General features: G+C 54.0%; 20 protein-coding genes. 9 read left to right on the top strand and 11 right to left on the bottom strand.

Annotated elements, in window-relative coordinates; translation table 11 throughout:
- The first annotated feature begins 99 nt into the window (after nucleotides 1-99).
- From ACS5NO_RS15745 to ACS5NO_RS15735, 3 genes are all read left to right on the top strand, one after another.
- Nucleotides 100-387, top strand: a complete 288-nt coding sequence (locus tag ACS5NO_RS15745; RefSeq protein WP_439416048.1) for a hypothetical protein — start codon at nucleotides 100-102, stop codon at nucleotides 385-387.
- Between the two features lie 145 nt (nucleotides 388-532).
- On the top strand, nucleotides 533-1,504 hold the full coding sequence (locus ACS5NO_RS15740) for a Na/Pi cotransporter family protein (protein WP_439416047.1): 972 nt from the start codon (nucleotides 533-535) through the stop codon (nucleotides 1,502-1,504).
- Nucleotides 1,505-1,532: 28 nt separating this feature from the next.
- Nucleotides 1,533-1,850, top strand: a complete 318-nt coding sequence (locus ACS5NO_RS15735; protein ID WP_439416046.1) for a hypothetical protein — start codon at nucleotides 1,533-1,535, stop codon at nucleotides 1,848-1,850.
- 87 nt (nucleotides 1,851-1,937) lie between these two features.
- Here the strand turns inward: ACS5NO_RS15735 and ACS5NO_RS15730 are convergent, their stop codons facing one another.
- Nucleotides 1,938-3,449, bottom strand: a complete 1,512-nt coding sequence (locus ACS5NO_RS15730) for a choice-of-anchor I family protein (RefSeq protein ID WP_439416045.1) — start codon at nucleotides 3,447-3,449, stop codon at nucleotides 1,938-1,940.
- A 307-nt stretch (nucleotides 3,450-3,756) separates the two neighbouring features.
- Here ACS5NO_RS15730 and ACS5NO_RS15725 point away from each other — a divergent pair, with 307 nt between their 5' ends.
- Nucleotides 3,757-4,005, top strand: coding sequence for a hypothetical protein (locus ACS5NO_RS15725; RefSeq protein WP_439416044.1), 249 nt, complete (start codon nucleotides 3,757-3,759; stop codon nucleotides 4,003-4,005).
- Nucleotides 4,006-4,051: 46 nt separating this feature from the next.
- Nucleotides 4,052-5,911, top strand: coding sequence for an alkaline phosphatase (locus ACS5NO_RS15720; RefSeq protein WP_439416043.1), 1,860 nt, complete (start codon nucleotides 4,052-4,054; stop codon nucleotides 5,909-5,911).
- Between the two features lie 205 nt (nucleotides 5,912-6,116).
- Here ACS5NO_RS15720 and ACS5NO_RS15715 read toward each other — a convergent pair whose 3' ends face one another.
- Both ACS5NO_RS15715 and ACS5NO_RS15710 read right to left on the bottom strand, forming a co-directional pair.
- On the bottom strand, nucleotides 6,117-7,541 hold the full coding sequence (locus ACS5NO_RS15715; protein ID WP_439416042.1) for an arylsulfatase: 1,425 nt from the start codon (nucleotides 7,539-7,541) through the stop codon (nucleotides 6,117-6,119).
- Nucleotides 7,542-7,658: 117 nt separating this feature from the next.
- Nucleotides 7,659-8,552 (bottom strand): NmrA family NAD(P)-binding protein, encoded by an 894-nt coding sequence (locus tag ACS5NO_RS15710; RefSeq protein WP_439416041.1) that lies wholly within the window; start codon nucleotides 8,550-8,552, stop codon nucleotides 7,659-7,661.
- A 100-nt stretch (nucleotides 8,553-8,652) separates the two neighbouring features.
- Between ACS5NO_RS15710 and ACS5NO_RS15705 the strand changes: the two genes are divergently transcribed.
- Nucleotides 8,653-9,036 carry a winged helix-turn-helix transcriptional regulator gene (locus ACS5NO_RS15705; protein WP_421826337.1) on the top strand — a complete coding sequence of 128 codons (384 nt, stop codon included), beginning with the start codon at nucleotides 8,653-8,655 and terminating at the stop codon, nucleotides 9,034-9,036.
- Nucleotides 9,037-9,075: 39 nt separating this feature from the next.
- On the opposite strand, the gene ACS5NO_RS15700 is transcribed toward ACS5NO_RS15705, so the two are convergent.
- The 5 genes from ACS5NO_RS15700 to ACS5NO_RS15680 all read right to left on the bottom strand — a co-directional run bounded on the left by ACS5NO_RS15700 (nucleotide 9,076) and on the right by ACS5NO_RS15680 (nucleotide 17,832).
- The gene (locus ACS5NO_RS15700) at nucleotides 9,076-11,718 is read right to left on the bottom strand and encodes a putative Ig domain-containing protein (protein WP_439416040.1); all 2,643 of its coding nucleotides are present in this window, start codon (nucleotides 11,716-11,718) and stop codon (nucleotides 9,076-9,078) included.
- Between the two features lie 153 nt (nucleotides 11,719-11,871).
- Nucleotides 11,872-13,158, bottom strand: coding sequence for an Hsp70 family protein (locus tag ACS5NO_RS15695; protein ID WP_439416039.1), 1,287 nt, complete (start codon nucleotides 13,156-13,158; stop codon nucleotides 11,872-11,874).
- Nucleotides 13,159-13,361: 203 nt separating this feature from the next.
- Nucleotides 13,362-16,802: a sensor histidine kinase gene (locus tag ACS5NO_RS15690; RefSeq protein WP_439416038.1), complete on the bottom strand. Its 3,441-nt coding sequence runs from the start codon at nucleotides 16,800-16,802 to the stop codon at nucleotides 13,362-13,364.
- 30 nt (nucleotides 16,803-16,832) lie between these two features.
- Nucleotides 16,833-17,573 (bottom strand): response regulator, encoded by a 741-nt coding sequence (locus ACS5NO_RS15685; protein ID WP_439416037.1) that lies wholly within the window; start codon nucleotides 17,571-17,573, stop codon nucleotides 16,833-16,835.
- Complete coding sequence (locus tag ACS5NO_RS15680) at nucleotides 17,542-17,832, bottom strand: hypothetical protein (protein WP_439416036.1); 291 nt, start codon at nucleotides 17,830-17,832, stop codon at nucleotides 17,542-17,544. Before ACS5NO_RS15680 ends, ACS5NO_RS15685 begins: the two co-directional genes overlap by 32 nt.
- Before the next feature lie 32 nt (nucleotides 17,833-17,864).
- On the opposite strand from ACS5NO_RS15680, the gene ACS5NO_RS15675 reads away from it, so the two are divergent.
- Together ACS5NO_RS15675 and ACS5NO_RS15670 are read left to right on the top strand one after the other, a co-directional pair.
- Nucleotides 17,865-18,194 carry a hypothetical protein gene (locus ACS5NO_RS15675; RefSeq protein WP_439416035.1) on the top strand — a complete coding sequence of 110 codons (330 nt, stop codon included), beginning with the start codon at nucleotides 17,865-17,867 and terminating at the stop codon, nucleotides 18,192-18,194.
- A 143-nt stretch (nucleotides 18,195-18,337) separates the two neighbouring features.
- Nucleotides 18,338-18,571, top strand: a complete 234-nt coding sequence (locus ACS5NO_RS15670; RefSeq protein WP_439416034.1) for a hypothetical protein — start codon at nucleotides 18,338-18,340, stop codon at nucleotides 18,569-18,571.
- A gap of 108 nt (nucleotides 18,572-18,679) precedes the next feature.
- Here ACS5NO_RS15670 and ACS5NO_RS15665 read toward each other — a convergent pair whose 3' ends face one another.
- Both ACS5NO_RS15665 and ACS5NO_RS15660 read right to left on the bottom strand, forming a co-directional pair.
- Complete coding sequence (locus ACS5NO_RS15665; RefSeq protein ID WP_439416033.1) at nucleotides 18,680-19,750, bottom strand: alpha/beta hydrolase; 1,071 nt, start codon at nucleotides 19,748-19,750, stop codon at nucleotides 18,680-18,682.
- An 85-nt stretch (nucleotides 19,751-19,835) separates the two neighbouring features.
- Nucleotides 19,836-20,873: an SDR family NAD(P)-dependent oxidoreductase gene (locus tag ACS5NO_RS15660; protein WP_439416032.1), complete on the bottom strand. Its 1,038-nt coding sequence runs from the start codon at nucleotides 20,871-20,873 to the stop codon at nucleotides 19,836-19,838.
- A 270-nt stretch (nucleotides 20,874-21,143) separates the two neighbouring features.
- On the opposite strand from ACS5NO_RS15660, the gene ACS5NO_RS15655 reads away from it, so the two are divergent.
- Entirely contained in the window at nucleotides 21,144-21,575 is a 432-nt protein-coding gene (locus ACS5NO_RS15655) for a hypothetical protein (protein ID WP_439416031.1), read from the top strand.
- Nucleotides 21,576-21,711: 136 nt separating this feature from the next.
- On the opposite strand, the gene ACS5NO_RS15650 is transcribed toward ACS5NO_RS15655, so the two are convergent.
- Complete coding sequence (locus tag ACS5NO_RS15650) at nucleotides 21,712-22,383, bottom strand: GNAT family N-acetyltransferase (protein ID WP_439416030.1); 672 nt, start codon at nucleotides 22,381-22,383, stop codon at nucleotides 21,712-21,714.
- Between the last annotated feature and the right edge of the window lie 78 nt (nucleotides 22,384-22,461).

Genomic DNA, 22,461 nt, shown 5'->3' with positions numbered 1-22,461 from the left:
GGAACGGAATGGGCTGATGGAAAGCTGGAAAGAATAAAAGTAGTCAGAAAGTAGGCGCAAATCAATGGCTTCTACAAAACCAGAACGTACCTTACCGGTATGAAACTGACCTGGACTTTCTACTCCAAAACGAACCAGCCCATTACGCTGACCGTGATTTACGTGCTGGAACTGGACAAACACCAACTCGAATACGGCGGTTTTCTGGATACCGATTCCAACCGGGCTTATGTCGACTGGGCTACGTTTAAACGCTTCGATGATGCCTCAATCAAGGTGCGGAAAGATGCGTTTGCTCGGTTAAAACGCATAACAAAAAAGGAGGACATGATGCTCGGCGATGCGCTGGTGCGGTTTACGCCGGAGGGCAACGACCCGGCGGAATGAGCAGCTTATACCACTGTCGACTGAAACAAAGCCCTGGTTCGTCGCCCGGTTTTAGAGCCGGTTAATCATAACAAATCCATAATCTTCCGTGCAGTGATAAAAACCGGGCAAGCCGTAACTTCGATGAACCAAGTGGCTTTCTTTTATGGCGTATCTGGAAATTATCCTGCTCGTCTTATCCGGTTTGACCCTTTTTCTGTTTGCCCTCAATTACCTGTCAGACGGTTTGAAAGCGATTTCGGGGGACAAGCTACAGGGCTGGCTGAAGACATTTACCCGGACGGTATTCACCAGCATCTTGACGGGCGTCGTGGTCACCACGCTGCTGGACTCTTCTTCTGCAGTCATCATCATGACCATCGCGCTGGTCAATTCCGGGGCGTTGACCTTTCGACAGGCTATCGGCATTGTGTTGGGGGCCAATATCGGAACCACCTTTTCAAGTGAACTCATTGCGTTTGACATCGGAAAATGGGCGGGCGTACCCATGGCGGTTGGTCTGGGAATCATGATTCTGGCCCGGCGCGAAACCCTCACCCAATGGGGGCAGGTCATCCTGGGGTTCGGAATGCTTTTTCTGGGACTCTTTCTCATGGAGGAAGCCGTTCAACCGCTGAAACATCTTCCCCAGGTGGTGAACTGGATGAAGGGATTGGCTGAACCGTGGATTGGTGCCCTTACGGGTGCGGGGGTAACGGTTTTGCTGCAATCGTCGTCTGCCACCGTGGGCATGTCGGTCGTTCTGGCCGGGCAAGGTCTGCTGACTATCGGGGCGGGGATTGCCGTCATGATGGGAGCCGAACTGGGAACTTGCGCCGATACGCTGGTGGCATCCGTTGGACGCACGAAAGCGGCTGTTCGTACCGGGCTTTTCCATCTCCTTTTCAACCTGCTGTCCATCACGCTGGGCTTATTGCTGATTGTGCCTTTCACCGAACTCGTGCTTTTGATCAGTAAACAGGCCCCGGTTGGGCGCCAGTTGGCCAATGCCCACGTCCTGTTTAACGTTCTGGGGGTTTTGATGGCTGCTCCTTTTACGTCCCGCTTAGCCGCTGTGTTCGAGCGGTGGGTTCCGGATACCATTTCAACCCCAAAACGGGCGGTCATGTCCCATTGATAGTTTTTCGGTGTTAACCTACACGGATATGCACATTTTTGATAAGATAGAGAAACGATTGCGGTTTATTGCCCGGGAAGGGTTGGAGATTGGTCCCCGGCACCGGCAAATCCAAAGTGTCGAGTATTTTTTTAATGGCGAAATCCGGATTTCACTGGGCGATTTTATGCTTTATCTGAACGAGGTCGACTGCGAAATCGAGATCAACTCGGCGATTCTTTTTCTGGGTATCAATCCGCCCAAAAGTCAGGAAATCGAATCGGCGATAACGCACCTGATCCGGTTGGTTGAAAAGGAGATTGGTGCTTTTCGGGTACGAATGGTCATTCCACAGGATCGGGACTAGCTTTACTTTTCCTGTAAAAAGACAACACCGGCGTTGGTTTCTCAACGCCGGTGTTGTCTTTTTACAGGAAAAGTAAAGCGTCTTTTTTTATACTTTATCCGGCTGATAAATCTTGACCGTTCCGTCGCCTTCGCTGCTCACCACCAGCATACTGCGGCCGTTTGGGCTATTTTCGGCCGGAACAAACAACACGCCTTCCGGGGCATCCCCGGTTTTGAAAAGCTGGAGAAATTGGGGAGCCGCCGGGTTCGTGACGTCATAAATGGCAATCGCATCAGCCCGTTCCATGCCGACAAACGCGATGGGTTTGCCGTTGATCATTCCGACGGTGACGCCTTCCGGTTCAACACCCTTGTCGTCCGAACGCCCATCATCATAGAGGTTGAGATTGGCGGCAATAACCTGCTCTTCCAGACTTTTGCCCGAGTCATACACCCGTGCTCCGGTGGATGCGTTGTAAATGCTGAAGCCGCGGCCACCAAAGCCGTAAAGCTCGGTGTAGACGCCACCGGTATTGCCGGCCGTTTTGGTCACCCGCAGGCGGCCCAGGTTGGCGGGGAGTTTCAAGTTCGCTGCGGTTGGAAAAGCCGTGGCGTCCAGGGTGAGGCTGCTGACCCGTACCTGTTCATCAAACGCCGAATATTCCCGGGCGTCGCCTTCGTTGGCCGTAATCAGATACCCATTGCCACTGGCTGAAAAGTAGGAAATCGCGTCGGGCAGGAAAAAGGATTGAACGGGCCAGGTCCCCAGACTAATTTTACTGTCCTGATCGCTGGGGTCCATGGCGTTGTTGGCCAGGTTAATGTCCTTGGTTCCCAGTGGGTTGATTTTTAAAATGGTTCCCGTCACCAGATCAACTTCGGCAATGCCATTGTTTTCCTGGAGCGTTACCCACGCTTTTTTCGAATCCGACGAAATCGCTACGTATTCCGGCTCCACATCCTGCGCAAAGGTCGCACCGGGGCCGTAGATCCGGAAACCGCCCGCCGACAACTGCGGCAACGAAGCCGCAAACGACTCGAAGGTGAGGGTTTTGACGCTGTAGTTATCGGCGACGTTGATGATCGAAATGGAACCCACCGGATCAGTGGTATAGTCGGCACTGGGTTCGCCCTCGTTGGCTGTAACGATGTAAGCACCATTGGGGCTAAAGGTGACCATGTCGGGCAGCGCGCCCACGGTAATCTGTTTGACGGAAGTCAAATCCGTCGTGTTCAGAACGATCACGCTCCCGTTCGCCTGTTTGTTGGTGGCTTCGAGGGCGATGGCAAGTTTTCCGCCGTATACCGCCACGCTGTTGGCTACACCGCCGAGGGCCGTCAAATCGATGGGTTGTAATTTGGTCACCGTGGGGTAGGCCGTCAGATCCAGGACATCGACTTTGGGGGTTGATTCATTGTTGACCACAAACAGGCGTTTGCTGATCGGGTCGTAGGTCGCAATTTCGGCGGAGGCTTCCCCGCCTAAATCCGTTGAGGAAATTTCCTTGAAGGTGGCCGGGTTTTCCTGCGACGCCCCGGGTGGCTGGTGATCGTTGATACAGGCGTTGGTCAATACCGCTAAAAGGGCCAGCCCGATCCGCCATTTGTTCTGAATCATGCTCGTGTTTATGAGGGGTGAAAGAAACAAAAATAGGAGCCGATCAGGGACAGAAACCACGCAGGAAAAAAGCTTAACAATTATTTAACAGGCTCCTTGACAGGTATTTATGGTGAGTGTTCGTCGCTTTTTTGACCGAAGCCGTAGGGATGTTACCGGAAGGTTAACAGAACCTTTTCAGACTTGATCGTACCGTAATCTGCTTGTTACGCCTTGCTTTTACCTTTGCTCAGTCCGCATCCGGCTCCGCAATCCGACCGAATCTCCAGCCAGGACACGCATCACAACTTGTAACGACCAACAGGTCATGAAAGGCACTTCAAACAACATCATCAGCCTGTGGTTTGGCGCTGACACGCCAATTCGGCAATTCAAAATTGAGAGAAACCGTCCACTCTGGTCAGCCTGCCAACGGGTTAGCCAGGTTTTTGTCGCGCCCTCCGGCGCTCTGACGCCCGACCAGTATCGTAAATCCGACCGATCGGCTTTTGCCCGGGCGGTTCTGGAGGAATTGAACTACCGGCAGGTTCCGGAAGGTGTGGGGAAATGGAGTTGAGTAGCTGTAGAAAGCAATCCGTTCATTATTTTTCTTCCTCCCGGAAATGAATTTGAAACAAGCACTGCTTATCGTTATTCTGGCCAGTTTCATGCCCATTCGCTCCGCCCTTGCCCAACCGAATGGCCTCTACACGACGGCCCAGGCGCATTCGCACAATGATTACGAGCAATCGATTCCTTTCTGGCAGGCCTACCACCAACAATTCGGTTCGATCGAAGTCGATGTTCACGCCCGAAACGGCGTTCTCTACGTGGCCCACGATGAGACGGACATCGACCCCGGCCGAACCCTGGATGCGTTGTATATTCAGCCCCTGGTTCAGCAGGTGAAAACCGGTCAGGGGAAGATTGAGCCGAAAACAACTCGCCCGCTGCAACTCCTGATCGATCTCAAAACCCCGGCCCGCCAGACGCTGCCGCTGTTGGTTCAGACTCTGGCGGCCCATCCGAACGTGTTCGGCTCCGGGGCTTCGGTACAGGTCGTGGTGAGCGGCCAAGTGCCGGAACCGGAAGAATTCAAAACCTATCCGGATTGGCTGCTCTTTGACGGACGTCCTGAAATAACGTACTCGCCAGATCAACTGAAACGCATTGGCTTAATCAGCCAGTCGTTTCTGACCTATACGCGCTGGAATGGCAAGGGGTTGATCGTCAATGCTGAACGGAAAAAGCTGAACGAAGTGATCCGGAAAACCCACCAGCAAGGCAAAAAGCTGCGGTTGTGGGCGACACCCGACAACGTGAACACTTGGAAGACGCTGATCAATCTGGGCGTCGATTACATCAATACCGACCACATTACCGAACTGGCCAATTTTCTCAACAGCCGCCCCACCGCTGAATACCGGAATAAAACCGTTCACGCGGTTTACCAGCCGACGTACCGGCAAAACGACGCGCTCAGCCGGGTAAAGAACGTGATTCTGCTCATTGGCGACGGCATGGGACTGGCCCAGATCTACGCCGGGATAACTGCCAATCAGGGTCAGTTGAATCTGACGCAGGTGCTGAATCTGGGCTTTTCCAAAACCAGTGCCGCAGATACCTACATTACGGATTCGGCCGCCGGAGCAACGGCGATGGCAACGGGTGAGAAGACCAACAACCGGGCCATTGGGGTAGACTCGACGGGAAGGCCCCGTCCGGCCATTCCGGCTCTCATCAAACCCTGGAATATGGTCAGTGGATTGATCAGTGCCGGGAGCGTGACGGATGCCACCCCAGCCGCTTTCTATGGGCACCAGCCCGACCGGTCTTTCGAACGGGAAATTGCGGCAGATTTTCTGCAAAATCCGGTTCAGATTCTGATTGGGGGCGGCTACCGGTTTTTTAACGAGGAGAAAGTCCTGGATACCCTCCGGCAGCGGGGGTATGCGGTAGCGGATCGATTCGGCAAACTGGCGCAGTTGAAAGCGCCTTTTGTGTTGCTGGACGATGAATCGGTCGTTTCCGTCGGCCAGGGCCGGAAGGATTTTCTGACCACGAGTCTGCGCAAAACCCTGGCTGAGTTAAGCCCCAACCCCGCCGGATTCTTTATCATGGCCGAAGGCGCGCAGATCGATTATGGTGGCCACGCGAATGATGTCCGGTATGTGGTTCAGGAAATGCTGGATTTTGATCAGGCGGTCGGCGAAGCGCTGAAGTTTGCCGACCAGAACGGGGAAACGCTGGTGATTGCCACCGCCGATCACGAAACCGGGGGGCTGACCCTGCTCGATGGCGATCTAAAACGCGGGTATGTGGATGGACATTTCAGCACCAATGACCATTCGGGCGTGATGGTGCCGGTTTTTGCGTATGGCCCTCATTCGCTGGACTTTCGGGGCATCTACGAAAATACCGCCATTCACCATAAGATTATGGCGGTTTTGGGCCGTTATCGGAATACGCAAAAGACCAAATAATTCTTCCGGCGGTTAATAAAAAAAGAAGAGTCACCACCCGGATGACTCCTCTTTTGCATTCGTGCCGGTTTGGCGGAACAATACCCCGGATTCTGGTACATCTTTTCCGGATTCAATTTGTTCTCATCGAACGGAATCGGGTAGTAATAATCCTTGGTTCCGAAGTTGGACAGTTTCGCCACCTGTTAAATGCTGAAGAATTGGGTTACCGCCCTGCACCTCCGAACGGGAACAAAGCCGAGGGCGTGTGGGATTCCGTCATCAATCGGCCTAATTCGGTGGCTTTCGCGGGGTGTTTGGCCGCCAGATTTGTGGTTTCAGCCGGGTCTTTTGCCAGGTCATAGAGTTCGACGGGTTGGTTGGTATTCCCGGCGGCATTCAGTCGAACTGCCTTCCAGTTGCCCTGCCGAACGGCTTGCTTGCCCCCCTGTTCGTGAAACTCCCAATAGAGAAAGGCGTGTTTTTTCTGAGTGCCTTTTCCCGTCAGAGCCGGAACGAACGAAATTCCGTCGATACCTGCGGGGGCTTTCGTTCCAGCCAGTTCGGCAAAGGTGGGCAGCAGATCCCAGAAGGCTCCCACGTGCTCATTTTGGGTGCCGGGTTTGATGGTGCCGGGCCAGCGGGCAATCATCGGCTCCCGGATGCCGCCTTCGTAGAGGTCGCGCTTGAAACCGCGAAAACCGCCCCCGCTGTTGAAGAAAACCGGGTCGGCACCCCCTTCGCGGTGCGGGCCGTTGTCGCTGGAAAAAATAATGAGCGTGTTCTGATCCAGTCCTTTTTCTTTTAACGTCGCCAGAAGCTGACCGACGTACAGATCGAGCCGGGTGACCATCGCTGCGAACGTAGCCCGGGGATACGCCTGCGAGGCATAGCCGCCGACGCTGGCGTTCGGGCCATAATCGGCACCTTTGTACGGTTTTTCGGCGAATTTTCCTTTATAGTATTGGAAGATGCTGTCGTTGGGAACCAGCAGTTCGGCATGGGGGAGGGTATAGGGCAGGAAGAGGAAAAATGGTTTTTTCGGGTCGTTGTTTTTAACGAAGCCCAGTGCTTGTTGCTGGATCAGATCAGGGCCATACTGGCTGGTTTTTAGTAGGTTTTCGTTTTCAGCCAGAACGATTTTTTTGCTGTTGTCCCAGAGGTGATTCGGATAATACCGGTGCGCCAGGCTCTGGCAGTTGTAGCCGTAGAAGCGGTCGAAGCCCTGTTGGTTGGGATCACCTTCGGAACCGACTGGCCCCAGTCCCCATTTGCCAAAAGCGGCCGTCGTGTAACCCGCTTTCTTCAGAATTTCCGCCATTGTCACCACCGAATCGGCCAGGGGTTGCTGGCCCTCGGGGTCGACACCTTTGTTGCCCCGGATGTAGGTATGCCCGGTGTGGTGGCCCGTCATGAGCGACGAACGGGAGGGCGCGCAAACCGACGTTCCCGCGTAAAACTGCGTAAACCGCACCCCTTCGGCCGCTAGCCGGTCGATGTTCGGGGTTTTGATCAGCTTCTGACCGTTGATGCCCAGGTCGCCGTAGCCCAGGTCGTCGGCCAGAATGAAGATGATGTTGGGACGGGTTTGGGCCGTAACAAAAGCAGGCAGGGAAAACAGCAGATAAAAGGAAACAAGCAGGGTACGCATGATCGAACGGTTAGTCGGCTTCTTCCTCCTAAAATCGATTTGACGGAAATCCTACTCACGATCCGGCATTTTGTGAGCAATCACCCGGATCATGAGCAGGATTTCCGTCGCTTCTGCTTAGTTTGCCTGATAGACGGGGACCAGTTCGTTGCGGGCAAAGTCTTCGAGGGTTGTCGGCGTGGTGTTGTCGGCATTGCGTTCAAAACCGCCCATCAGACCGCCATCGTTAACGCGCTGGCAGAATTCCACGTAGTTATCGGCCAGACTGGGCGTCATGCCCGACTGGATCATGCCCGCCCGCGCCTGCTCGTAGGGGAAAGCGGTCCAGGCTAAATCCGGTTTTCCGAGGGCCTGGCCCACAATCTGCGCCACTTCATCGAAGGTCAGGTCACGCGGTCCGGCCACAAACCGGACGGTTTTGCCTTCAAAATCCAACGCCAGCAACTGGTGGGCGGCTACGGCGGCAATGTCGTCGGTGTGAACCAGCGCCAGCGGTTTATCGCCTTCGATGGGAAAACCCGCCAGCAAACCCGTTGCTTTCAGTAAACCGATGCTGCTGAAAAGATTCTGAAAAAAGAAACCGGCCCGCAGATGAACGACCCGCAGATCTTCCACCGCGTTGAGTTGGTTTTCCAGATAGGTCATGCCCTGAATGACGCCGTTCTGGTCGGGCAAATGTGCCCCAAAGCTGCTTAAACTGACCACGTAGGGGACGTGATTGGCCCGAATGGCGGCTGTCAGAGCGTCGGCGACCCGTTTTTGATAGCCTGTAAAATCGGGGGTCGTAAAGTTGGGAGGAATGATGGCATAGACCGCCGTAGCACCCCGAAAAGCCTCGATCAGAAAATCCGGGTTTTCCAGACTTCCGATGGCCGCCTGGGCACCGCTGTCGATGAGTTCTTTCAAATGGTCTGCTGACCGACCGATGACCCTGACCGGTTTTCCGGCTTGTAGAAGTTGCCGGGCGATGGGTGTGCCCGTATGGCCGCTGGCTCCTGTGATGACGTACATAGCACTTAAGTTGATTACTTTTTAGAAATAAATCTTGCCAAAACTAGACCTAATAGTTTATATTTGTCAAGTAATCACTTTAATGTTTCTTAGTATCAAAATGGAGACTATAATTGATAATGAGGTACTTGAAAAAGGAAATAGTTCGGAAGATTTAGCGGCTTATGGGTTGACGAAGTGTCCGGTGACGCTCACCAGCCTGATCATTGGCGGAAAATGGAAGCCGGTTATTATTTACAACGTGTCGCGGGGGATCAACCGATTCGGCGAAATGCAGCGCGCCATGCCCGGTATCAGCAAGAAAATGCTGACGCAGGAACTGCGGGATCTGGAGCGAAACGGAATCCTGAACCGGAAAATCTACGCCGAAATTCCGCCCCGGGTCGAATACAGTCTGACGGAACAGGGAAAAGCCACCCTGCCGGTTTTGCAGTCGATGGTGGACTGGGGGAAAGCGTATGCAAAGACGCTGGGATTGCACTAGGGCGGTTTTCGTGTGGTTTGAAAACCGCCCCGATCGGGTCTACGGTTTGAGTACTTTCAAGGTTGCGGTTCTTGCCCCGCTGGTGGCCCGCAGGAACAGCAGCCCTGCAGGTTGATGACCGAGGAACAACGTTTTTTGTTCTATTTTCGCGGCTGCTTCAACCGCCCAATCGGCCACGGCCCGGCCGTTCGCATCCGTCAGTTGCAGGCGCAGGGGGCGTCCCTCTGCCCCCCGGACTTCTACCCCGAGCGTTGGGCCGAAAACCGGATTGCCCAACACAATCATTTCCAGCGCTTCGGGTTGTTCCGCACCCTTCCGGCCGGGCAGGGGGCAGTTCAAAAGTTTTCCCGAGTTCTTCAATACAAACGTGCTGCCCTGCACCCGCGCCGAGATCAGATGCGGGCCGGTTCCTTTCAGTGTGACCGGAACTTCGAAGCGGTAGGCATGCGCCCCGTTGCCTTTCCCGGCATTCTTCAAATCATCCCGGTAGATGTTGGCGACGGTGCTGCCCCAAACCGCTTCATCGGTGTAGAACTCCACCGTCACCGGCGTGTTGGGTTTATTGCGATCCCACACCCAGCCCCGGATCGTACCGCATTCGACTTTGTCCAGGTAGCCGTCGAAACTCCCGGTTACGGTGGTAGTTGACGCGGGATGGACGGTTAAAACAAAGCTCACGCTGTTGGTGGAACCGGGCACATCCGTGGCCGAATACGTCAGCAGGAAGCTCCCCGGTTCGGTGGGTGTTCCGCTGATCATCCTGTTTTCCGAACCCAGACTCAAACCCGCCGGTAAACCGCTGAGGACATACGTCAGGGGGCTGCCTTCGGGGTCGGTGAAGGCGGGAAGGGTAGCCGAGAAAGGCACATCCACCTGCGCGGTCAGGGGCGTAATCAGCACCGTGGGCGAGGGCGGCACGGGGGGCTGGTTGCCCACCGGTTCGGTGCTGTTCTGGCAAATGAGTGCTTTGGGCGAATTTTTGAGGATGAAACCGCTGCCCGTCACCCGGGCCGACAGGAAGTGGGGCAGGTTGTCTCTGAGCGATTCGGGCAGGACATACCGAAAAGCGTGTTGGCCATTGCCTTTACCCGCGTCGAGCAGGTCCTGGCGAAAATCACCCGCGGGCAATGTGGCAATCACTACATCACCATCCAGGATGTCAACAGAAACGACGGTATTGCTCTTGTCGCGATCCCAGGCCCAGCCCCGGAAACTTTCGCAGTCGGCGCCATAAATATACCCGTCGAAACTGCCGCTCACTGGCGTCGGCAATTCCCCCCGAAATTCAAAAGCGCCCTGATCGATGGGGCCGCCGTTGTAGAAACGGGGATTCCCGGCCAGGTCCGTGGTGCCACTGGTGGTGGTGCTGCTGGTGGGATCACCGGCGTTGATGGCGGGCGAGCCGGGCGAGAGTTGCAGGTCGGTTTCGCTGACAAGAGGCAGAACTGCGGTGGTCAGGTTGTTGGCTCCGCCATACCCCGTGACTTCCGTATCGAACAGGCTGTAGGTGCCGGTGATGGTGGAACCGTTTGAGTTAAAGAAGGTTTGAGAACCGCCGTTGTTCCAGACAATGCAGTTTTTAAAGGTAGTTCCACCCCCGGTTTGGTACGCGATTCCTCCGCCCAGGGTTGCTGAGTTGCCCGAAAAGCTGCAATTGGTGAAAAGCTGAATCGAGTAATTCACGGATATGCCTCCGCGTGATGCCGAATTGCCAACAAAACTGCAATTCGTTACGGTCGGGCTACCGCCATCGTTGGCGAGTACACCACTGTTGCCGGTGGAGGTATTGTTGGTAAATTGACACCGGGTGATCACCGGGCTGCAGGTGCCTCCGGCATTGGTTCCGTTAAAAAGGCTCCCGCCGTTTCCGGCGGTATTCAGGGTAAAGCTAGAGTGCGTCAGCCTGGGGCGACATTGGCTGCCCAGGTCGGCATAGTTATACATCGCCCCGCCCGGCCCGTCCGAGATGCCCGCCGTATTGCTCATAAAATGGCAATCGATGAATTCCGGGCTGCAGATGCCGCCCGAATTGGCCAGATTGTGCACTGCTCCGCCCGATTTGGCGGTATTGCTCACAAAGAAACAGTGCCGAACCGTGGGGCTGTCGTTGAGATTGGTCATTCCTCCGCCAACCCTATGAACGTCTTCAACGGCACTATCGGCATTGCCTGCCGTAATCACAAAACCGTCGAGCACGGCGCTGGTGGTCAGCGATCCGGAGAGATTGCTGACGACGTGGTAGGAATTGTCGGTGTTCCCGGCTCCCCCGATTTCCCCGCTGAGGGTGGTGCTGGAAGGGGTAGAAAGGTTGAGGGCGGGGCGTTCGCTCAACAGGTTTTCGTCGCCCTCAAAACCGCCATACACGGCGACGTGGTTTCGCATGGAAAAACTGATGGTGCGGTCGGCAGAGCCGGTGGGTTTATAGAGACCGGCGGCCACCCAGACCTGAACGTCCACATTACCGTTGGATTGGGAATAGGTGCTGGCGGCTTCGATGGCGGCCTGGAGTTGGGTGCCATCGAAGGCATTTTCCCAGGAAGAACCGTCTTTGGTAACGGCCCCTCCGCCTGGGGTAACGTAATAAATCTCCTGGCTGTAAACCGTCAGGCTGGTCAGGAACAGGCAGGCCAGCAACAGCCGCTGGCCCTGATTCGGTCGGGAAATGCGTAGAAAAGTTTTCATCAAAACGAAGATTGAACGGGTGAGGATATCGACCCTAAAATTCCACCTTTTTTTGATAAATACCTGATACTGTAGCGACTACTATTGACCGTTCGATAAAAACCGGGTTTTGTGGCAGCGAGCCGACCGACCCGGTTTGCTACCGTTTGCGGGCTAGACCGATGCGATTTGGCGGGCCGAATTCCGGCCGAATTTGCTCTGGCTGTCGTAGGCCAGCCCCAGGCCAACGCTGGAGAGCTTGTTTTCGTCGGCAATGGCCGCATTCGGGAAAAGCCGCTTGAATTCGGTCTGAATCAGTGGTACTTCGGTGGAGCCGCCGGTCAGAATGACCAGGTCGATGTCCTGTTGCCGCACCCCGGCATCCTGCAAACAGTCTCTAGCTGATGCCACAATCTTTTCAACTTCGCCGAAAATAGCCGTTTCAAACAGCTTCCGCCGGATCGGAATTACAAAATCCGATTCCACAAAATCGAAGGGCGTATCGTGTTCATCCTGATCCGTCAGGGCAATTTTGGCGCCTTCGGTAGCCGCCAGGACGGCGTGACCGGTTTCGTTTTCGAGAACACTCAGCAGCCGTTTGTACCGCTTTTTGTCGTGCGACTGAAACAGCAACTGCCGGGTTTGCATGATGAGTTTGGGCGTGTAGAGGAAGTTGACCTTGCTCCATTCGGCCAGATCGTGAAACGGTTTCAGCGGAACTTCCAGTTGTTTGTCGCCATAGCGGCTCCGGTAACCTAGTTCGGGCATGATGGCGGCCAGGCTCAGGTCTTTGTCAAAATCGTTGCCGCCAACCCGCACCCCGGTATTGGCTAAAATGTCCGACGAACGATCCGTTTTCCGGACGGATTGACTCGATAACCGGATTACGGTAAAATCGGAGGTTCCACCGCCCAGATCGGCCACGATCGCCAGCTTTTCGCCGGTGAGCCGGGCTTCGTGGGCAAAGGCGGCCGCGATGGGTTCAAACTGGAATTCAACGGTTTTGAAGCCAATCCGCAACGCAATTTCTTTCAGTTCGGCCTGCGCCTGGGCATCCGATTCGGGCGAGTGATCGACAAAATGAACGGGTCGGCCCATCACCACATTCTCAATTTCCTGACCTGCCACGGCATCCGCTTTTTCCTTCATTTTTTTTAGAAAAGATGCGATGATGCTGGAGAAATTCATGGTCGTGCCGTTCACCACGGTGCCGTGTTTCATCAGAGGGGTTCCCAAAACCCGCTTCAGACTCCGCATGAAGCGGCCCTGCTGGCGGTCGAAAAACAGATTGACCGCGGTTCGGCCATAGAAAGCCTTGTTGTCGGCGCGCTGGAAGAAAATGGCACTCGGAATGGTTACGTGCGTCTGTTCAACCGGTACGAGGCTGATTTCGTCGTCGTTGGCAAGGGCAATGCTGGAGTTGGAGGTACCAAAGTCGATTCCGCAAGAGAGTGTTGTCATCCCGGTTTTAGCTCAAAATGTAGCCCGCAAAAGCCTTTCACCGTCAGGAAAAGAGCCTGACCGAAGCAGGAAAGCACGGCTGTGATTGGATAAAGGGGCGCAAAGGTACGAGTAAACTTTTTAAAATTCTCGCAAACGATGATTTTTATAGGACGGTTGCACCATTCTTCCCGGCTTTAGTTTAGGTTGATATAGAGCCAGCGTTAAAAGTGAGGGGTACCGGGAAAAGCAGCTTCTACGACTTTCGGCAGACTGGTCGCGTCTGAAACCGGTGATTCATTCAAGGCTTTGGTCAACGTGACGGTGACGGTTGTTCCGCTGTTTTCCTCGCTCTGAATGTCCAGATGCCCTCCGTGTATTTCCACAAATTGCCGCGTGATGACCAGGCCCAGGCCGGTTCCCTGAATCCCGGCGGTGTTGCTGGCCCGGAAGAAGCTCTGAAAAAGCCTTGAAAGATCCTTGGCCGGTATGCCGATGCCCCGGTCGATGACCTGCAAAACCAGACCGTCTTTTTTGAACTGAATGCGGAGGTGCGGATCGTCTTTTGAAAATTTAAAGGCATTCGACAGCAGATTGACAATCACATGGTTCATCAGTTTTTCGTCCAGATACACCGGGCAAGGCGTTCCCTCGACCAGCACCTGGACAGCCCGCTCATCACTTCGCTGGCGAAAATGGGTGGCAATAATTTCCATGCAGACTGCGATGACATCAACCCACCGGGGCTTGAAACTGACTTTTCCAGCCTCAATGCTACCGATGGTCAGCAGATCGCTGAGCAGTTCGCTCACGCGTTCGACCTCTTTTTCAATCACCCTCAAATGTTTTCGGATGGCGGGTTGAGCGGTGGTTGCCGGACTATCCAGGTAGAGCCGGACCAGATCGACGCTGGATTGAATGGTGGTCAGGGGCGTCCGAAACTCGTGCGAAGCCGTGCTGACAAACTGTGACTTGAGTTGATTCAGTTCCTGCTCCCGTTCCAGCGATTTCAGTAGCACGATCTCTTTTTCTTTCTGGCTGGAAATGTCGTTGACAATGCCAATGTAGCGTATCGGAAGGCCCCGGTCGTCTTTCATGACAAAGGTCCGAACGTGAAGCCAGCAGATTTCCTGGTGGATGCCCAGCACCCGACACTGGAGCGTTACTTCCTGGCCCTGCCGGTATTTTTTAAATTCGGCTTTGACCAGCGCCCGGTCTTCTTCCAGAATGGTATTCAGAAACGACGCTGTGTGGGGCGACGAACTGCCAAATACACGTTCATACGCCGGATTGATGTACAGCAATTGGAACGGTTCGACGGAATGAATCCAGAAAACTTCATCGACATTTTCGGCAATTTCCCGAAACCGCTGTTCACTTTCCCGGAGGGCTTCTTCGGCCAGTTTTCGCTCCGTAACGTCCCAGGCAATGCCGATGGCCCGGACCGGATGCCCCTGGTGATCTCGGACCACCAGCCCGTCCTGTTCCAGATACATGATGGTCCCATCCGGTTTTATAATCCGGCAGACGTTCGAGAAACGATCGTCCCAGGTATTCTGGTGTTTTCCATGCCGGGTTCCTTCCAGAAAAGCAGGCAGATCGTCCGGATGAACCATCTGAATGAATTTCTGAAAAGTCCAGTCGGTCCGGCCTGGTTTCATTCCAAAAATTGTCCAGAGGTGATCGTCCCAGATCAACCGGTTATTGACCAGATCGTCCTCCCAGATTCCCTGCCCAGCGGCCTGCGTTGCCAACTGGAGCCGCTGGTTGAGGTTTCGCAACTGGGTTTCGGCGGCTTTTAGCGCCGAAATATCAGTGCAGATGCCCACGTAGCCCACCACCGTACCGTCCTGCTCTTTTAAGGTAGTGGTGACGAGCAGAATCGGTACCTGTCGGCCATCTTTTCCGATGGCCATGCATTCCTGATACGAATAGTCCTTGTTTTTCAGGGCCACCTGAAAGAGATCGGCCGGGGCACTGTCCGAATCTTTCAACTCGTAGGTAATAAAGGGGAGGGGGTTGTCGGGCGGGCCGGGGTAGATCTTCGGAACCCGCCCAAGGAGTTCATGGCTTTGATAACCCAGTAATTTTTCGGCAGCCTGGTTCGCCGTCTGAACAACCCCGTTGATGTCGGTGGAAACGATGGCCTGACCGGCGTGTTGCAGCACCGCCTGGTGCAGGGCCGACAACTGCCCGATCTCCCGGGTACGTTCTTCCACCCGCTGTTCGAGGTGTTCGTTCTGTTGTTTCAGTTCTTTATCAGCCAGTTGCTGATTCAGCACAAATGCCAACTGGCTCGCTACTTCCTGGGCAATCTGCAGGTGTTCTTCCGTGAAAAAATGGGAAACCGTCGACACGAGGGTGAACGCGCCGATGCATACCTGACGGCGGTAGAGCGGAAGGATTACCAGTGAGCGGAAACCCCGTTCATACAGGTCAAGTCCCGGCGGAAAACCGTCGTCGTCAGGTTGCAAATCGGGAAGGTACTGAACGTGGCTCGACTGCCGGAGCATATCCAGGATAAAATGGCTTGAAAAAGCCAGACCGGGGGTTACCTCCAGCACACCCTCGGCCAGCCGGTATTCGGCCACGGCCAGGCCCGTGGTTTCATGGAAACGAAAAATGGTTAGCCGTTCACAGGGGACCAGTGCATTGATGTGGTGCAGGGCAGTCAGCAGGGGTGATTGTTCGATCGGTTGGTGGCTCAGGAGCGCCTGGTCGATCGTATGGAGACCCTGTAGCCGCTGATTCGCCCGGCGAATGGCCGACTCCTGGTGCTGCCGGTGCTGGGCATTTACGACGAGGGTACTGAAAGTCTGGAGCAAATGAACGTCGTTTTCGTCCCAGATTTTGGGTTTATCAATGGCGTAAAAACCGATGAAACCCTGTGTTTTATCATCCAGAACCAGGGGGACCGCAATCATCGACCGAATGGCAATGGAATCGAAAATGGCTTTTTCTTCTGCGGCCTCGGGGGGCAGTTTGTCGGTGGTCAACTGAATTACCTGCCGGTTTTCTAACCGGGTGTAGAGCCAGGCAAAAACGGCTCGCGGCAAATTTTGAAATCGGTGGCTGCTCGACGTAATGCCCGGTCCGCACCATTCGTGTGAACAACTTCCCCGCTGCTGATCGTCTGAATACCGGAAAATCGCGGCCCGGTCGGCACCGTTAAAACGACTGATCTGTTCCAGCGCATCGGTGATGCAGGCATCGAGTTCAAAGCCGTCGAGGGTGATGAACTGACTCGAAATAGCCGAAATGATGGATTCCATGGACAGCCGTCGCTGGAGTTCCAGTTCGGCGGTTTTTTGCTCCGTAATATCCTGAACTTCAGCTAAAAATTGGTCTTCAATGGGCGTGAGGGTGATGTGAACCCAAACGTTCAGGTTGGTATTCTGGTAGTGTTCATCGAGTTGCTGAGGATGCCCCGACTGGAGAAACGACACCAGTCGCTCCAGCCGCCGATGGGCATCGGCCGTTGGCCAGCACCCGCTGACGGTTTTTCCGGTTATTTCCTCGACCGATAACCCGGCTATCTGGGCGAACGCTGTATTGACCAGTCGGCAACGAAAATCGGTAATGGCCCGGTGTTCATTGCGAATCGGCTCCAGAATGGCAACACCCTGCTGCGAACGATTGAACCAATACTGCAAAAGCTTTTCCACATCAGACCGGGTTTAGGAGGAGCGGGCGGACTATTCGGCCAGCCACTTTTTAAACGAATTATACCGCGCTCTGGGCAGAATGGCTTCCAGAGGTTGACCATCGATCAGCAGAAACAGACAATATTTGCCATTTTCCCAATACGCGTATTTCTGGACGGTTTTCCGATGAATAATGCTGTTTCGATTGGCCCTGAAAAAAAGGCTCGGGTCCAGATCGGTCGCTAACTTCTCAAATGGGACATGAATTTGAAACGTGCCCAGCAGGTGTCGTACAAAATTCTTTTTGTTCCGGATGAAAAAATACAGACAGTCCTCAGTTTGAAGCACCATATGCCCTCGTTCATCGTGCCCCTGGATGGTTTTCATAAACAGAGTTGGCGGGGGAGCTTGCTGTTTCTGTTGCTGCCGTTTGAGCCGGCTCTCGATGGCGGCCACCAGTTCTTTCATGCCAAAAGGTTTGGCAAGGTAGTCATCCGCGCCCAGCGTCATGCCCCGGCGCAGGTCGGCCATGTCGGCTTTTGCGGTCAGGAATATAAACGGAACATGGGCTAAGGTCGGGTTGGTACGGATCGATTCCAGAACCTTGTAGCCATCCAGTTTCGGCATCATAATATCGCACAGAATTACATCCGGGGGCTGCTGAATGGCCTCGGCGATGCCTCCCTGACCGTTGGCAGCGGCTGTCACTTCATAGCCCCGCATGACCAGCATTTCCTGTAAGTTTTTCCGGATTTGTGCTTCATCTTCGATGACCAATACGTGAATCGGCATTTTCAAACGGGTTACATTTCAAAATAGGGCTCAGAGAAATCGTAATTTTTAGGTTTGCATTCGCGGCACTACCGGGATGAAAAAGGCAGGATTTCGCTTGACGATCAAACGATTGGCTTATAAATTCTGGACAAAAAGCGTAGAATAGTGATTCAATGATAAGTTTTTCGTACCATTTCTCCAACTTTTTAACCGCATCTTTGTGTCTGTTCGCAATAAATGGTAACATGGCTTTTGAAGCCGGATCAATTGGTCTCATTTACTTTACCCACGCAGTTTTTGCCGGAATCGATGAAAGACGAATCGTTATCGCCCGAGGGGACTTATACCATCCGGTTCGATGTTTTTGAAGTTCGAATGAGCCACTGGGTCGAAGTGCCGGGCATCTTCCGGGTGGCGGATGACTTGGTGCTTTTCGACTTGCGGGGCGATGTCTGGAGTGCCGGGCCGGTTACGTGGCTCAGTGATTCGGTTGTTCAACTGACGGTTCGCCGGTATCCGGGTTGGGTTTCCTGCGAGTTGGTGCTCGACCTTCAGGCCGGAAAGGGGGAAGCCATCTGCGGCCCCGGCCGTTTTGAAGGCCCCTTGCCAGCCCTGGAAAACTGGGTACGTCGGCATTGACCGGATCACGGTATCCAGGCCGCAGCCAACCAGTCGATGGCCTGAAAATTACAACGCTACGACAGTGACGCGGTGCCATCACCAGGATTTTTCAAACAAACCAACCCGCAAGTGGTTCTTTTCGAAAGAACAATCTTCAACGTATGAAAACGAAACCATGGATATGGGGGCTTTCGCTGGCCCTGCTCACAGCCACCACGCAGTTGGCCTGTGACTCCAAAACCGAAAATAAAGCCGAGCAAGTCGGCGATGAATACAAGGATGTAATTGAGGCCCAGCAGGAAGGAGACAGCAGTGAAGTTCAGGAAGAACAGGCTGAACTGGATTCCGCCCGTCAGGATTACCGGGAACTGAAAAAGGATTCGACGCAAAAATAAGAGATGGGCTACTTACTTGTTAGGAACACGGATGGAACGGATTAGCGAAGATTAAAATCCGTTTTTGATCCGTTCCATCCGTTTCATTCGTGTTCCCATCAGGAAATCCTAACGACGCTTCGGTTGATCGAACGATAGATTGGCCGAAAAGAACTGCAACACTTTGGTCCCGATGCGTTCGCCAATCCGGTTGATGTGGTCACCCTCGTATTCTTCGTAGGTGTGCTTGATCTGGTAATCATTCAGAACGCCGTCCAGCACTTTGTTGTTGGCGGCAATGCTAACGTCTTTCGAGCCGGCATCGAAGGCAATGGCGTGCAGTTTTTTCAGGTTCGAAATCGACTGGTCAATGCCGGACAGCGGGGCATTGGCCGCCAGTTTCGCCAGAATGCCCGGCTGGGGCTGTCCGTCCTTGACCGGCAAATCCAGATAAAAAGGCGGTTTGGTCGGGTTAGGAGCCCAAGCCGCAGCCGTTGAAAAAGCCGCCTTGGTGCCAAAATCGGCTTTCTCCAGTTCTTCCATACTTTTGATGGCTTCCATCCGGCCCGCAGCCGCTTCGTTCCGGTTTTGGGTGAGGTTGGCGCTCATACAGCAGGGACTCAGCAGGTAGATGCTGGAAAAAATATCCGGGTATTTCTGACCGATCCGCATGGTGCCGTAACCACCCATCGAATGCCCGCTTAACCCGCGGCTGGCGGCAGTGGGAATAGTCCGGTAATGGCTATCGATGTAGCCCACCAGTTCCTTCGCTACGTAGTCTTCCCAGTTGCCGGTGGTGACTGAATTGGAGTAAAAACTTCCAAAAAACCTGGTATACGCATTGGGCGTGACAATGATCATTTCGCGCACGGCGGGGTCCGACAAGGCTTTGTCGACTACTTCCGGCAGGTTGATCCAGTGTTTGGTAAAACCGTACCACTGGGCGTCATTATCCGTAAAACCGTGCAGCAGATACAAAACCGGATACCGGCGGTTTTTGTCGGTTTTGTAACTGGGTGGCAAATAAACCGACACATCGCGGTCGGGCGAATCGCCGGAAAGATTGCCTTCCAGGCCTTTGCCGTGAACTTTGATGCGTTCGGCGGTCCCTTTTTTGGTAGCGACGGACTGGCTGGTGGCCGGAAAGGCGATGCAGACGGCGAACAGGATGGCAAGGGCGGAAACCAGTGACGTTTTCATGAACGGTTCAGGAATGCTTTTTCCAGCAACTTACCGATAAGTTGAACAAAGACAAAGCATTCCTGAAGCCGCAACCGAAAAGAAGTTACCAGGCATATTGATTGTTCGCTTCCGCAGCGTCGTCGGTCCGGGTTGTGAAAACCGAGCGGCTCAGGGATGATTCGCTGTCTTTTCCTTTGGCCCGTTGTTCGCCAATGCCGCCGGGTGCCGGGAGTAACAAATTGATGACCGACAGCACTTCGGCCGTCAGCCCCGGAAACAACCCGTGTACGGCGGCTGCAACTTTGGCGGGCAGTGAAATGATCAGTTCGGCGCGGCCATACCGGCAGGCTTCCAGAATTTGCCGGGCACTTTCTTCCGCGCTCTTCGACAAAACCGGCAGGGAGTCGCCGATCTTGAACCACGCATATTCTTTTTCGTTTTGGCCTTTGAAGAGGGCATTTCGCGGGCTTCCGGTTCGCATCAAACCGGGGCAAACGGTGGTGACATAAATACCGTCTTTGATCAGTTCGGCCCGGAGTCCTTCCGAATAACCGACTAACGCAAATTTACTGGTCGAATAGGGCAGCAGGTGCGGAAAAGCCACTTTTCCGCCGAACGACGCTATGTTGATGATGCGTCCCCCCGCCGACCGGCGTTCGCGCATCTGGGGCAGCACCGCGTTGATGGTGTGAAAAGCCGCCCAGAAATTGGTTTCCATCACTTCCCGAAAGTCGGCTTCTGTTGCGTGTTCGATGGGTGTCACCAGAATCGTTCCGGCGTTGTTCACCAGCACGTCCACCGGCCCCACTTCCTGCTGAACGGCCTGAATGAAGGCTACGACCTGCGCTTTCTCAGTGACATCACAGGCGTAGGTAAAAACCGTACCGCCATTCAGTTCGAGGTCGGCTTTGGCGCGTTCCAGCTCTTCCGGGTCGCGGGCGCAAATGGCCAGGTTGGCACCTTCCTGCGCAAATTCCCGCGCCAGCACCAGTCCCAGCCCGCGCGAACCGCCCGTGATGACAACGGTTTTGCCCCGAAAGTCGGTTTTGCGCCATTGATCGATCAGCGTTTTGGCCGCCACCGCGACACCAATGCCCGCTAATCCCCACAGCCCCATTCTATTTGTGTTGGATAATCTCATGGTTCGTTTGTCTTTCAGTCCTTCTTTATTCAACCCGCTTCGGAACGGAATGTTGTTGCCCGGCGGTATTCTTGCGTACGAGTACACGGAGAAACCAGCGGAATGAAGGGGTAAAATAAGATTGATCGATTAAAAAATAGAATTTATCGGCAAAAAAAGGCCATTGGTCGATAAAAGGCGGGGGGAGAAAGAAATAAATAAAACCGCATTAAACGTTGGCCGGGGTTGCCCCTCTAAGAGGCATATTACAACAAATAAAAACGACCAACCATGAAAACGACCATCATCACCCTCGTCACCTTAGCCTTTTTAAGCACCGGAACTGTTATGGCCCAACGCGGATACGACAACGACCGCTACCCGGCCCCCAACCCGCGCTACGACAACGATCGCTACGGCAATGGCCGCTATGATAACCAACGCCGGGACGATATTCAGGAAGACATTAAAATTGACCGCCTGGATGCCATCGTCGGTCTGTCCCGTCGTCAGGAACGGGAGTTGAAGCGCATCGAAGACCGGTATGATTACCGCGAAATGGAAGCCGCCCGACGCCGGGACCCACAGGCCTACCAATATACGCTGCGTCGGAAAAATCAGGAAATGATGTCGGTGTTGACGCCATTCCAACGCGAAAGATTATTTGCTTACCAACAACAATACCGCCGGAACGACCGCGGTTATTACGGTCGCCGGTACTAAATCGGTTTACGGTTTTTGGTTTACGGGTCCTGTACATTGCAGGCTCGTTCCCATCAACTCCAGCGCTTACATACCCACCCTTTCTTGACTGAAAAAGCGGAGCAATCCGCTTTTTTTGTGGCCGGGGAACGGCTGGTTAAGGTTCGTCCAGAATCACGGCGGCCAGCGCGTGAACGGTTTCCCAGGAGAACGGAAGCCAATCCCCGCTGTTGTCATCGTAGACCTCACTGGCCGCTTCGCCGGGGAACAGTTTGTAATCAAATTTGGGGTAATTGGTGACAATGTAGCCGGGGTAGTAAAACTGCATGTGCTGAAGCCGGGCGTAGTTGATTTTTTGCAGCATCAGGTACTTTCCCAAGCTGTATTTGCGGTAGTCGGGGTGGTAAAAATTCATGATCCCGGCAATGCTTTGGTCGCCCTTATCGAAAATGCCAACCGCAATCAACCGCTCGCCATCCCGGACTTCGATGGCGTACGTATCAAACACGCTGTAGGGATAGATGGCCTCATTAAACAGCCAGAATTCGACCGAATCCGGGGCTTCAAAGTCGACGGTTTCGCGATACAGGCTAAAAAGTTCTTCGGCTTCTTCCGTCAGCACAAAGGGCTTTACGGTTAGCGAAAATTTCTCGTTTCGTCGCAGCAAACTGCGTTGTTTGCTCCCGTAATTCACCTTTGCCAGCGTAAACCGCAGCCAGTGAACGGGCAGAATGGAGTCGTAGGAAAGCAAATACCGGCATGTAAACAGCTTCTGATGCATCCGAAAATAACCCAGGCTCAGGTACAAATCCAGTTGACCTCCTCTCATTATTGGGGCGTATAAGGGTGCTTTTTTTAATGCGGTTTCAAGTTAAGGACGAAAGTGCAGATTAGCCAGCGAAAAGAG

Origin of the sequence: Larkinella fluvii, assembly GCF_051857545.1 — a bacterium.
GTDB lineage: Bacteria > Bacteroidota > Bacteroidia > Cytophagales > Spirosomataceae > Larkinella.
The sequence above is the reverse complement of the archived record's forward strand: the minus strand, read 5'-3'. Positions and strand labels throughout refer to the sequence as shown.